Here is a 12,443-nt window from a genome sequence, read left to right as displayed (position 1 = left end):
TGTATGAAACAGGGATGTTTCATTCAAGCCCCCATGGAGGGGTTCACGGCATGTCCGGCCCTGCCGCCCCCGCCTCGCGCCCCGCGCTACGAAGCACCCCACCGCTACGCGATACTCCAATCAACTCCCCGCCAGGTTGAGAAACTTCTGCACACCGTCAAAGAACATCTGCACCGAAATGATCACCAGGATCATTCCCATCAAGCGCTCCATGGCGAGCAGGCCGCGGGCGCCCAGGGCCTTGAGCAGTAGCGGCGCCATCATCAGCAGCGCCGCGCACACGCCCCAGGCCCCGACAACTGCAATGGTCCAGTCCATCATCCGGTCCGGATCCTTGTGCACCAACAGCATGGTAATGGCCAGCGCCGACGGCCCGGCAACCATGGGAATGGCCAGCGGCACGATAAAGGGTTCGCCATCCGGCGTGTCCCCCATCAGGCCATAGGGCGAGGGGAAAATCATGCGCAGTGCTATCAGGAACAGGATGATGGCGCCGGCGATGCTGATCGACTCCTGTCGCAGGTTCAGCACGTCGAGCATGGCGGAGCCGGCATAGAGGAAGAGCAGCAGCACGATCAGGGCGATGACCAGTTCGCGGAAGATCACCCACTGACGACGTCGCGGCTCTACATCCTTCAGTACCGAGAGGAAGATGGGCACGTTGCCCAGCGGATCCATCACGAAGGCGAGGGTGACAAAAGCGGAAATGGTATCCATGTGAACTCCGAAGCAGCAGCGCCCAGTGTAACCCGTGGGGGGCGTCCGGCAGTAGGGGCGCATCACGCGGGTCCCGGTGCTATGCTGAGGGCATGCCCTGTGGGAGGGACGTGACGTGACACAGTCGATAAACGCGTTTTTGCGCGGCACCGTGCTTGCCGCTGCTGCGCTGCTCAGCGCCTGTGCGGCGCAGCCACCGGTGGAGCGTGCCGTGGCGGTAACGCAGGCCGAACTGCTGTCCGGCGCGCGGCTGGGCGTGGCGGCGAACGCCCGCCCATCGACCGCCGCGCTCACGGCGGTAAACGACGATATGCGCGAGTTTCTGCGCCAGCATGTCCCCTCCGGGCTCGGACCCACCCGGACCATTGAGTTGATACTGCAGGCGATTCTGGATGACGGACTGCAGCTGCGCTACGACAATTTCCGGACCCTCACGGCGCAGGAGGCATTCTATAGCCGCGAGGGGAATTGCATGTCCTTCACCAACCTGTTTGTCGCCCTGGCACGGGAGGCGGGCGTCAAGGTGCATTACCAGGAGGTGGAGATCCCGCCCTCATGGACTGCGGAGGGCGACACCTGGCGCTATAACCTGCACATCAACGCGCTGGTCAAACTGCCGGGGGCCGAGCAGGTGGTGGACTTCAACCTCGGGGATTACGATCCCGGTCTGCACCGGCGCGTCCTGAGTGACGAAGAGGCGCTGGTGCGCTATCACAACAACATGGGTGTGCACTGGATGACCGAGGACGAGGGGCAGCGCGCCTTCCTGCACTTTCGGGAGGCGCTCTCACTGCGCCCTCGCACTGCTCACGTGTGGACCAATCTAGGCACCCTCTACCGGCGTGCAGGCGATCTGGCCGCGGCGGAGTCGAGCTATCTGCGCGCTGTCGACCTTGCCGATGATGCCGCCGCCAACAGCAACCTTGCGCGCCTTTACGCCCAGCTCGGTGAGCAGGCATTGAGTGACTGGTATCGGAACCGCGTGCAGCTGTTCCGTCAGCAGAACCCCTATTATCTGCTGCACCTTGCGCGGGAGGCCTATGCGTCAGCGGACTATCCCGCGGCACAGCGTCTGTTGCAGCGGGCCATTCGCAAACAGCCCGACGAGCATGAGTTCTATCGCCTGCTGGGTCTCACTGACCTGCAGCAGGGCGATTTGCGTGCCGCTGCGGATCATTTCACTGCAGCACTCGCGCACGCCGATGCCGAGGCCGGGGCGCGTTACCGGCACAAGCTGGAACTGCTGGCAGGGCAGTGATCTGCGCCGGTTGCGCAGAATTGCACAGGACCCTCTGGTAAACTGGACGCTTCTGGAGTCGGGTCCGTCCTGGGGGAGTCAATGAAGTTATTGCAATCGGGGGTCTGCTGCAGCGCGGTGCCTCCACGCGCCGGTGCCTGCGCATGAGCGGTGCACCCCAACAACGCCTGCAGGCGGCACTGGAAGCACTGCGAGCCGGGCGTGCCGCTGAGGCGGAAGCGCTGCTTGATGAGCTGACCCGTGGCGGCAACGCGGCGGCCTCGACCTGGCTGGCACTGGCCTTTGCCCGCGTCAATCTGGATCGGGCAGAGGACGCACTGCTGGCCGTGGACCGCGCGCTGCAGCTGGAGCCGCGCAATATTCGCGCCCTGTTGTTCAAGGCCGATCACCTCGACCGGCTGGGGCGTGAACGCACGGCGCTGGGCTTCTACCAGGGTGCCCTGCGCGTTGCCGCCAGCATGGCGCAGATACCCGAGGATGTGCGGCGCGGGCTGGCGCGCGCGGAAGAGGTCTGCGATCGCTGGGCTGCGCACTACGAGAACTACCTGCTGGAGAATCTGGAGCAGGCGGGGTTTACCCGCGCCGAGTTTCCGCGCTTTGCGGAATCCCTGGACATTGCCTGTGGCAAAGCGCCTGTGCAGCTGCAGCAGCCCACCCGCTACTATTTCCCCGGCCTGCCGCAGCGCACCTTCTACCCTCGCGAGATGTTCCCCTGGGCGGCGGCGCTGGAAGCGCAGACGGCGCAGATCCGCGACGAGCTGCTGGCCGTCATGCGCGACGACGGTCACTTTCAGCCCTACCTGGAGTCCAGCCCCGACCAGCCGCAACTGAATACCAGCCGCAACCTGGACAGGATGGACTGGAGTGCCTGCTACCTGTGGCGCGACGGCGTGCGTGTCGAGGCACTGGCAGAGCGCTGCCCGGCGACCTTTGCCGCACTGGAGGCCGTGCCCCTGTGCCGTGTGCCGGGGCAGATGCCCTCGGCGCTGTTTTCGCGTCTGGCGCCGGGTGCGCGTATTGAGCCCCACCACGGCGCCGTCAACACACGGCTGATCTGTCACTTGCCGCTGGTGGTGCCGCCACAGTGCGGCGAACTGCGGGTGGGCAACGACCGGCGCAGCTGGCGGGAGGGCGAACTGCTGGTGTTTGATGACAGCATGGAGCACGAGGCCTGGAATGAGAGTCGCGATGAGCGGGTGGTCCTGTTGTTCGACATCTGGCGACCCGAGCTCAGCGAAGCCGAGCGGCACTGGGTGTCGGCCATGCTGCAGGCCGTGAAGGCCTACGAAGCCCTGTGACGGCGCGGGGCCCTGCCAGCCACGCCGGTGCCTGGGATACCTACTGGCGCGGCACCCGGGAGAATGCAGCCCATCGCGAAGGCGGCCCCCAGGAACCGGTGCTTGCGGCTTTCTGGGCCAGTTTTTTCCAGACGGCATTGGCCACCGGCAATCCGCCGGCCCTGCTCGACCTCGCCTGCGGCCACGGCGCGGTGACCGGCCATGCGCTGCAGGTGTCACCGTCCCTGGCACCCTGTTGCAGTGACTACTCGCTCAGTGCCCTGCAGGGGCTGCAACAGCGCTACCCCAGTGCGCGCTGTGTGGTGGCCGATGCCGGTCATACACCCTTTGCGGACGCCAGCTTCGATCTGGTGGTCAGCCAGTTTGGCGTCGAGTACGCCGGGCCGGAAGCGCCGTACGAGGCGGCGCGGCTGGTCGCTACCGGCGGCACGCTGGCCCTGCTGGTGCATGTGGAGGGCGGGGCGATTTACCGCGAGTGCGCGGATAACCGCGATACGGTAATGGCCCTGCGGGCACTGAACGTTCTCGGCCTGGCGCAGGCGGCGTTTGACGCAGGCTTTGCACTGAATGCGGGTATCGGCACGCCCGAGGCCTTCAAGGCGGCGGAACGGGCGTTTACCCCCGCCGTGAGGGGGCTGGAACAGCTGTTGCAGACACGCGGCCCGCAGGCGGCCGGGGGCCTTTTGCAGCAGCTGTACACCGATATTGCGCACATGTACCGGCGCATGTCGGCCTATGCGCCCGAAGATGTGCGCTACTGGCTCGGCGGGATGGACGGGGAGCTCACCGCCTATATCGGCAGGATGCAATCGATGCTGGACGCCGGCTTTAGCCGTGCCGGCATGGATGCCCTGGCGGAGCGTCTGGGCGCAGCAGGTTTCAGCCTGCGCGAGTTATCGCAGCTGCGGGTGTCGGAGCAGGCGCAGGCGGCCGCCTGGGTGCTGGTGGCGCAACGCCGCTGAGCGCAGGCGCCCGCGCGCTTACCGGCGTTTTCAAATACGCCGCAGGGGCCTCTCAACCGCCGCTGGGGCTGGCGCTCTGCGCACTGTTGTTCTGAATGGCGTTGGTCGCGTCGCGGCTGTCCATGGACTCCTGTTTCCACTGCGCGTCGGTCTTGCACACCCGCGTGCCCAGCCGCGTTCCGGTCTTGATGATGGTGCGGCAGGTCAGGTTGTCGGTGCTGGCAACGGCCTGGGCCGGCGCGCTGGCATCGGCGGTCGCTGAGGGGCTGGTGCTTGAGCAGGCCGCGAGCATGACCAATGCGGCGCCTGCCGCGCAAACGGTAAGGTAACGTTTCATAGCTGTCTCCTGAGTGACTGTTCAGTCTCTACTGTGTCGTTCCGCAGGTCAATCCGCCAGCGGCGGACTTGCCTGAAATCGATGAAACAAAAAGCCCGGCACGAGGCCGGGCTGGGTCTTGCACCGTCAGGCGGCCGTTGCCGGCCGCTTGCAGGGGGTAGCTTAGAAGCTGACGCTGACGCCGACGAACATGTAGCGACCCAGTGCGTCGTACATGCCGGGGAACACGTTACCGTTACCGTTGATAGACGGACCGGCTGCGTTGCCCGCGATCGGCGGCTCTTTGTCAGTGATGTTGTTCACACCAAGGCGCACAGAGGCGTTTTCGGTGACATCCCAGGTACCGGCCAGGTCAAGGTAGTTGACGGAAGGCAGGTCCAGGTTACCGTTCAGGTCGGTCACTGAGCTGATGTGGCGCCAGTAGGCACTTACCGCCACGTCCCAGGGAGTCATCCAGGTAGCACGCAGGTTGTTGCGGAAGTCAGGTGTGGGGTAACCACACTCACCGCCCCAGTTACCTTTGCAGTCAACAACCGGCGCACCTTCGAGTTCCTGCTGGTCCCAGGTGTCGATGATGGACATGGTGTTGTTGAACGACAGGCTGCCCATATCACCGATGGTCAGGTCGTAATCAGCGATCACGTCCCATCCCTTGACTTCCTCGATTGCGAGGTTGTCAAGCAGGGCCACGATCTGGCCACTGGATGCCACTTCGGAGCCAATCCAGAGGTCACCGCGCGTGGAGTTACGCTTCACGTTTTCGCAGAGTGCGTCGTTGCCATCCAGACACTGGTTCAGGATGAACTCGGGGCCCAGGTTGTTAATACCCTTTTCGATCTCGATAGTGTAGTAGTCAACGCTCAGTACCAGGCCGTCGATGAATTCAGGCGACCAGATGAAGCCTACCGAGTAGGTATCGGACTCTTCCGGATCCAGCTGGGTGTTACCACCCTGCAGGAAGTTGTACTGGCCTGCGAAGGAGTTCAGGATGTTGCCGTACTGGGCAGCAGTGACTCCGGTGCGGGCGCAATCTTCCAGGCTACGCTCGGGGGTAGGGCCGCCACAGGGGTCCACGTCCATGTCGAACAGGTTCAGGCCCTGGGGCAGGAACAGTTCGCGGATGTTGGCAGCGCGGACAGCGCGCTGGAAGCTGGCGCGCAGCTTCACGTCCTGGTTGATGGCCCAGCCGCCGCGCACACCGTAGGTATCGGTGGTCACATCAGTGGAGTAATCAGAGTAGCGATAACCCAGGTCCAGCGTGATTTCTTCAGCAAAGGCAGCGCCTTCCACCAGCGGAATGCTGGCTTCCATGAAGTATTCAGTGACGTCGTACTCACCGTTAACTGCGTTGGTTGCGCCACCCTGGCCAGCGCCCAGACCGAGGCGGAAGCCCTCGTCCGGGTTGAAGTCCAGCGTTTCCTTGCGGTATTCAGTACCGATCACCACTTCCACGCCGTTGTTGGCGGAAGGCAGCTTGAAGCCGTAGTCGCCGAGGCTACCCGCAACGAAGGCGTTGAACACTTTCTGCGTGGTGGTGCCGCGAGCGAACAGGGGCAGGGTCAGATATTCAGCAGCAGCCGGGTCAACCCCACCGGTTTCCCAGATATTCCAGGGCACACAGTTCGGGTCGCTGCCGTCAACAACAGAACGACAGGTGATGTTGCCATCGTCGTCCAGTACCGCATCCAGCGCATTGCGGATCTTGGCGTTGGACAGGTCGTTGTTGTAGGTGTTTTCCATGCTGACTTCTGAGTACAGGCCAGACACGTCGTAACGCCAGGTGTCGTTGATGTCACCACGGAAGCCCAGCACACCGCGGAAGGAGGTGTGACGCAGGTCCTGGTTACGCGGGCCGCCTTCAACGTTACGACGCAGAACAACCACATCCTGCGTGTCACCTGGGCCGAGGCCGTTGGCACCACAAATCACGCCGACCTGCTGGTCGGAGAGGAAGGGGTTGTCACAGGAGATCGGCACGTTCAGGCCGAAAGCACCAGAGGGCGCGATCTGCGCATTGCTCTGGTTGTCCATGAACATCAATTCGGTGTAGGTTTCGACGTGCTCGTTGATCTGGTAACGACCAAAGGCACCGGCGGTGTAACGCTCGTCGGGACGCTGGTAGTAGTTCAGCGGGCCGTAGTTGTACACTTCGCTGGGCTGTACAAGCTGGTTGCCGACAACACGGTAGGGATCCGCTGTGCCAACAATGAAAGTACCCGCTGCACTGGTGCCGGAGCCGAAACAGCCAGTGGCATCGTTGTTCAGGGCGCAGGCGCTGTAGTCACGCTGGCTCTGCAGTACGGCGTCGATTTCACGGTAAGTGGCGTAGGCGGTCACGTTGCCGCGGCCGTTGTCGAAGTTGCCACCCATGACCAGCGACCAGTTCTGGATTTCGCCGTCGGTGTTGCTGCCGTCAGGGAAGGGGAAGCCCGCATCGCCAACGATCTGCTGGATGCCGCTGTTGTCGTTGTCGTGCTGGTACTGGCTGAACTGGTAGTCAAACTGCACGCCTTCGAAGTCGTCAACCATCACGAAGTTGACAACACCCGCAACCGCGTCGGAACCGTAGGTCGCGGAGGCGCCACCGGTCAGTACTTCAACGCGCTGGATCAGGGCTGCCGGAATCTGGTTGATGTCGGCGCCGGTACCGCCCTGCAGCGGAGAGCCCGCGGGCAGGCGACGGCCGTTGACCAGTACCAGGGTACGCTCGTCACCCAGGTTGCGCAGGTTCAGGGTAGCCGTACCCGTGGCGCCGTTGGAGGTGGATGAGTTCTGGTTGGAGTAAACCTGTGGCAGGTTCTTCATCAGGTCTTCAACGCGGGTGGTGCCCTGGAACTTGAATTCCTCGGCATCGACCTGCGTGACCGGGCTGGCGGAAACCAGGTTTGCCCGCTGGATACGCGAACCGGTAACAACCACTTCTTCCAGCATCAGCTGGTCGTCCTGGGCGTTGGCAACAGTCGGCATTACCGCCGCTGCGCTCATGCCCAGGGCAGCTGAAACTGCCATGGTCAGACGATTTTTCCTTAACATATCAATACCCCTGTACTTGACTGTAAGCATGCTAATCCGGTGGCCAATGCCACTGGAGACGAACATTAAACGAATTCAGCGTCAGGTTCCTCAGAGTTCCCTGTCACTTTTGTGACTTATTTACAAAAAACGCGGGGAACTCGGCAAATTACCAGAAATTACCTGACCTAACGCGAGCAGGTAGCTGAAATCCAAGTACTTTCAGCGGCAGTGGCGGAGCGATGTGCTAGCGTACGCGGCTCACCCCCACGGTCTTGTCGGTGGCCTTTACCGTCATCCGGTAGAAGCCGAGGAAGTTCTTGTCGATGACCACCGCGGTGTCGTCTCCGCGGTGCAGGTAGCGCCCGGGCAGCCGCTGCCGCCAGACCTGCCCGTTGTCCAGGTAAAAGAGGGTCTCTCCCGACCAGCCTTCGAAGGGCGACTTGATGTTGGCCTCGATACGGATGGACTCGTCGGCCGCGATCACTTCCGGGTTGCTGCGCAGCAGGGTGGGGGCTTCCGCGGCGGTGTAGGTGACCAGCCAGCGGTTCAGCGCTGCGCGCTCGACGTCACTGAGTTTGTCGAGGCCGGCGGCCCGGTACTCCTCGCTGGACATCAGTTTCTCGACGCCGGGAAACTCGCCTACCGGCCCGGCAGCCAGGGCAGGCATGCTGCCGGCAACGGTGAGGAACAGCAGGGAAAGCAGGGTACTGCGCATGGTCTACTCCGGGTTCAGAAGCGCTGGCTGATACGGGTGTACCAGAAGCGCCCCCTCAGTTCGTGGGTACGGGCGTCGATGTTATCGTTAAATGCGGACGCCGCCAAAGGCGCCGCGGCATCGAACAGGTTGTCGATACCGAGGGTCAACCGCAGCCCCGACAGCACATCGAACACGTAGCTGACCTGCATGTCGTGCACGGTCCAGCTGTCAATTTCCCGGGTCTGCGTGGTTCCGGGGAGGACTTCGTCCATCGCGCTCACGTGGTGCATCTCGTAGCTGGCGAGCCAGCGGTCGCGTTTCCAGTGCAAACCGAGCTGGCCCTTCCACTCGGGAATGCCGCCGAGGCCCTCGGAGGCCTCGTCGCGGAAGGTGCCGGCCAGGTCTATCTGCGGCCCGCCGTCGCCGGGCTGGGAGAGGTACTCGTGAATCCAGGCCCCGCTGCCGGTGACGGAGACCTGGCCCCAGGGCTGATCCGGGAAGTAATAGGCGAGGCTGAGGTCGGCACCGCGCACCCGGCGCTTGCCGAAATTGATATTGTTCGCGGTGACCCGGACGAGATTGCCCAGCGCGTCGCGGGTGACCTGGTCGGCAAAGGCACCGGTGGCCGCGTTGCGGTCGACAAGGGACTGTGCGCTGGAGCTGACCACGTCTTCCTGGCGGATTTCGAAGTAGTCGAGTGACACCCGCAGGCCGGGTATCACGACCGGGGTCCAGATGGCACCGGCACTGACGGATTCGGAGGTTTCCGGGTCCAGGTCCGGGTTGCCGCCCTTCACGGTGAGAAACTGGTTGCGGGTGGCGTCAGCCAGTTGCGTACAGCCCGGCAGCTGGCCGACATTGGCGGCGATGGTGCAGGGGTCGGCGATAAAGGCCTGTTGCTCGCTGCTGCCCTCGTAGAGCTCGCTCAGGCTGGGTGCACGGAAGCCGAAGGCGTAGCCGCCGCGCAGCGTCAGCGACGGGCCGAGCTGCCATTTCAGCCCGACCTTGGGGTTGGTGCTGCTGCCGAAGTCGCTGTAGGCGGAGTGGCGGATGGCAGCTTCCAGTTGCAGATTGCGGCCACCGCTGGCGTTACTCCACAGCGGCACGCGGCTCTCGGCATACAGTTCCAGAATCTTGCGCTCCCCGCGGGTGGGCTGGAAATTGGTGGCGCCGATGGTGCCGATCGAGGCCAGCCGCTCGTCGGGCACTTTGGCCGTCGATTCGTGGCGGAATTCCAGGCCCAGCGCAAGGTCACCCCGCCCCGCCGGCAGGTTCAGCAGCGCGTTGCTGAGGTTGAGCGCCGCGCTGGAGAGGGTGGTATCGCCCCGGGTGCGCCCGTCGAGGCGCAGGTAATCCACCTGCTCGGCACTGATGCTGCCCGCCGGCCCCATGATGTCCACGGGGACACAGCCGTCGACATCGGCCCCCTGGCAGCCGGCGGCCGGCCCCAGTGCCCGCCGCAGGCGGTTGGCATCGACCAGGTTGGTGGCGGTTTCCCGGGCCTGGCTGCGGCTCCAGTTCACCCCGATATCCCAGTGCCAATCGGCATAAAGGCCTTCCACGATGGCGCTCAGGCGGCCGACGCGTGACTCATTCAGCTGCAATCGTCCGGGAAATTCCAACAGTCTGCGCCTAACATCGGTGATTTCCTGGCCAAAGTCGTTGTAGATGTTATCGGCGGCAACGCTGATCGGCTCCTGCTCAAAGCCGGTGAACAAGGGGGTGGGTGCCAGGGTGGCACGGGCGTTGGTCTGCAGGTAGGTCGCTTCGAGGAGGGCGGTCACCTGTTCGCTGAGGTCCCGGGTTACGCTCGCATAAACGCTGCTGCGGCGCAGCGGAACAACGGCGGAGGTAAATGCCTGGTAGTCGAACAGATCCTCACTGCCCGCGGCCCGGTAGCCGGCGCCGTCGGCGATCAGCGAGCGACCATCCGGAAGCACTACGCGTGCGTCGGGGGTGGCGCTGGAGCGCAGATCGGTGCCGCCCAGCGGCCGCGTATCCGCGCTGCGTGACACCGCTCGATCACGGCTGAACAGCGGCTCCTGTTCGTAGTGCGAGGCGCTGATGAACAGTCCGCCGTCCCGGAAACTGGTGCCGTACTGCAGCGTCTGTGTCGTGGTGGTGAGGTCGCCGCGGCTGCTTTCACCGACGTAGGATTCCGCCAGAAACCCGTGGAAATCGCGCTTCATGATGATATTGACTACGCCCGCGATTGCATCCGAGCCGTAGATTGCGGATGCGCCGTCCTTGAGTATCTCCACCCGCTCCACGGCGGCCGGGGAAATGCTGTTCAGGTCTACGGACTCGCCGGCCAGCCCGTCGTTGGCGATGCGGCGCCCGTTGATCAGGATGAGCGTGTTACTGGCCGGAAGTCCGCGCAGGGTGACAGTGGCTGTGCCATCACCGCCGTTGGAGATGGCAGTGCTGGTCGAGTTGCCGACGACCGCCGGTACGAAACGCAGCAGTTCGCCAAGCGTTTGGGCACCACTGCGCTCAATGTCAGAGCGCGCATACACCTCCACCGGGGCGCTGAAGCGATTCGGGTCCCGGCGTATGCGCGAGCCGGTCATCCGGCTGCCATAGACGTAGGTTTGCTCCATGCCGGGCTCATAGACGGGCAGTAAAGCCTCGGTCTGTAGCGGATCATCGCAACGTTCCCGCGGGCAGTTTTCGGCGTAGATCGCCACGATGCGGTCATCGATGAGCTCCCAGCCCAGTCCGCTCTCTGCCAGCAGCCGGCTGAGGGCGTCGTCCCGGCCCATGTCACCGACCAGGGCGGGTGCCGAGAGGTGTCCGGTAAGCCGGTCGGAGAACACAATCGGGGTATTGCTCTGGCGGCTGAACTGGATCAGCGCGGCAGACAGCGAGCTCTCGCGGATGTCGTAATGCTTGAGGGGTTCCGCCGCGGCGGTTTCCGCAGTCCAGCCGAGTACGATGGAGATCGCCAGCCATGCCGAAACGATTCCCTGCGCGAAAAACCCTGTCGCCCGGGACGCGGCAAGCATGTTCTCACCCTGCCAGATTGATGGTCGCAACGCACTGATAATTCAGGAGAGTTTGTCGGCCAGGGGAGCTGGCCAGGCAAGACGTCGTTATATCCTACTGCGGGGCTTTCAGCAACTGCACGGAGCCGTTGTTCAGGCGCACAACACGCAGCCCCAGGCTGCGTTCAAGGGCCTGGATGACCGTGTCCGGGTGGTCGAGACTGAAGACGCCGGACACGGTGAGGTTGGCGACCTCGCGCTCGCTGATGAGAATGCGGGTATCCGAATAGCGGGCCAGTTCGCTGGCGAGCTCTGCCAGGGTCAGGGCGTCGGCGACGATCTCTCCGCGCTGCCACGCGGTGTACGTTGCGGTATCCACGGTCTGGCGGGTGCCGAGGCCACCACTGCGTGAGGTCTCCAGGTGCTCGTTGGCATCCAGCAGTACGCTGGCCACCGTGGCCGGATTGCTCACCCGCACCCTGCCCTCGGTTACCGTGATTTCCGTGGACCCGGCGCGGCGGTAGACGTTGAAAGCCGTACCGATGGCGGTCACTGTCGCGTCACCAGTGCTCACCGCGAAGGGTCGCTGCGGATCGTGGGCGACGTCGAAATAGGCCTCCCCTTTCACCAGGGTCAGCTGGCGGTTGCCCTGGCTGAACGCCACATCCAGCTGGCTGTCGGTATTCAGGGTGACGCGCGAGGTGTCGCTGAGTGTGTAGGTGGTCCGCTCCCCCTGGGCCGTGCGCAGGGACTCAACGGCGTCCGGGCCGCGATCCCGGGGCAGCAACACAACCGCCAGGGCGAGACTGGCGGCGAGCGCTGTGGCGCCGGCCAGCCACTGGCGGCGGGTTGGCCCGCTGTGCAGGGCCGTGGGCTCCGGCTGCTCCACCTCGAGCGGCAGGTGCTGCACACTGCCCAGGTCATCCCAGAGCTCCAGCATCAGGTCCATGGCCTGGCGGTGACCCGCATCCGCAGCCAGCCACAGGGCGAATTCACGGTGATCCTGGTCGGTCGCCTCGCCACGGAAACGAGCAATCCACGCCAGTGCGGTGTCGCAATGTCGCTCGAATTCTTGTGTCAAGGTCTGGCTCATCGTGTCCCCAACGCCCGCCGGTTGTTGCTTCCCGGGGTGCGGCGCTGCCCCTCAGGGGCGCTTGCCTGTCTTATGTCCTGTT

The 12,443-nt window shown here is 64.0% G+C and carries 9 protein-coding genes; 3 read left to right on the top strand and 6 right to left on the bottom strand.

Annotated elements, in window-relative coordinates:
• Positions 1-120 precede the first annotated feature (120 nt).
• On the bottom strand, positions 121-717 hold the full coding sequence (locus tag AACZ17_RS05120; protein ID WP_290740483.1) for a YhgN family NAAT transporter: 597 nt from the start codon (positions 715-717) through the stop codon (positions 121-123).
• 115 nt (positions 718-832) lie between these two features.
• On the opposite strand from AACZ17_RS05120, the gene AACZ17_RS05115 reads away from it, so the two are divergent.
• The 3 genes from AACZ17_RS05115 (at position 833) to AACZ17_RS05105 (ending at position 4,235) form a co-directional block, all read left to right on the top strand.
• Positions 833-1,975, top strand: coding sequence for a tetratricopeptide repeat protein (locus AACZ17_RS05115; RefSeq protein ID WP_290740481.1), 1,143 nt, complete (start codon positions 833-835; stop codon positions 1,973-1,975).
• Positions 1,976-2,118: 143 nt separating this feature from the next.
• Positions 2,119-3,273 (top strand): aspartyl/asparaginyl beta-hydroxylase domain-containing protein, encoded by a 1,155-nt coding sequence (locus AACZ17_RS05110; RefSeq protein ID WP_290740478.1) that lies wholly within the window; start codon positions 2,119-2,121, stop codon positions 3,271-3,273.
• On the top strand, positions 3,270-4,235 hold the full coding sequence (locus AACZ17_RS05105; protein ID WP_290740474.1) for a class I SAM-dependent methyltransferase: 966 nt from the start codon (positions 3,270-3,272) through the stop codon (positions 4,233-4,235). Before AACZ17_RS05110 ends, AACZ17_RS05105 begins: the two co-directional genes overlap by 4 nt.
• Before the next feature lie 52 nt (positions 4,236-4,287).
• Here the strand turns inward: AACZ17_RS05105 and AACZ17_RS05100 are convergent, their stop codons facing one another.
• From AACZ17_RS05100 to AACZ17_RS05080, 5 genes are all read right to left on the bottom strand, one after another.
• Complete coding sequence (locus tag AACZ17_RS05100) at positions 4,288-4,572, bottom strand: hypothetical protein (protein WP_290740471.1); 285 nt, start codon at positions 4,570-4,572, stop codon at positions 4,288-4,290.
• A 162-nt stretch (positions 4,573-4,734) separates the two neighbouring features.
• Positions 4,735-7,581: a TonB-dependent receptor gene (locus tag AACZ17_RS05095; RefSeq protein WP_290740468.1), complete on the bottom strand. Its 2,847-nt coding sequence runs from the start codon at positions 7,579-7,581 to the stop codon at positions 4,735-4,737.
• A 250-nt stretch (positions 7,582-7,831) separates the two neighbouring features.
• Positions 7,832-8,302 carry a hypothetical protein gene (locus tag AACZ17_RS05090; protein ID WP_290740465.1) on the bottom strand — a complete coding sequence of 157 codons (471 nt, stop codon included), beginning with the start codon at positions 8,300-8,302 and terminating at the stop codon, positions 7,832-7,834.
• 14 nt (positions 8,303-8,316) lie between these two features.
• Positions 8,317-11,289, bottom strand: coding sequence for a TonB-dependent receptor (locus tag AACZ17_RS05085; protein ID WP_290740463.1), 2,973 nt, complete (start codon positions 11,287-11,289; stop codon positions 8,317-8,319).
• Between the two features lie 94 nt (positions 11,290-11,383).
• Positions 11,384-12,349: a FecR family protein gene (locus tag AACZ17_RS05080; RefSeq protein ID WP_290740461.1), complete on the bottom strand. Its 966-nt coding sequence runs from the start codon at positions 12,347-12,349 to the stop codon at positions 11,384-11,386.
• Positions 12,350-12,443 lie beyond the last annotated feature (94 nt).

Origin of the sequence: uncultured Haliea sp., from assembly GCF_963973825.1 — a bacterium.
Classification (GTDB): domain Bacteria; phylum Pseudomonadota; class Gammaproteobacteria; order Pseudomonadales; family Halieaceae; genus Haliea.
This window is presented reverse-complemented; position numbering and strand designations above follow the sequence as displayed.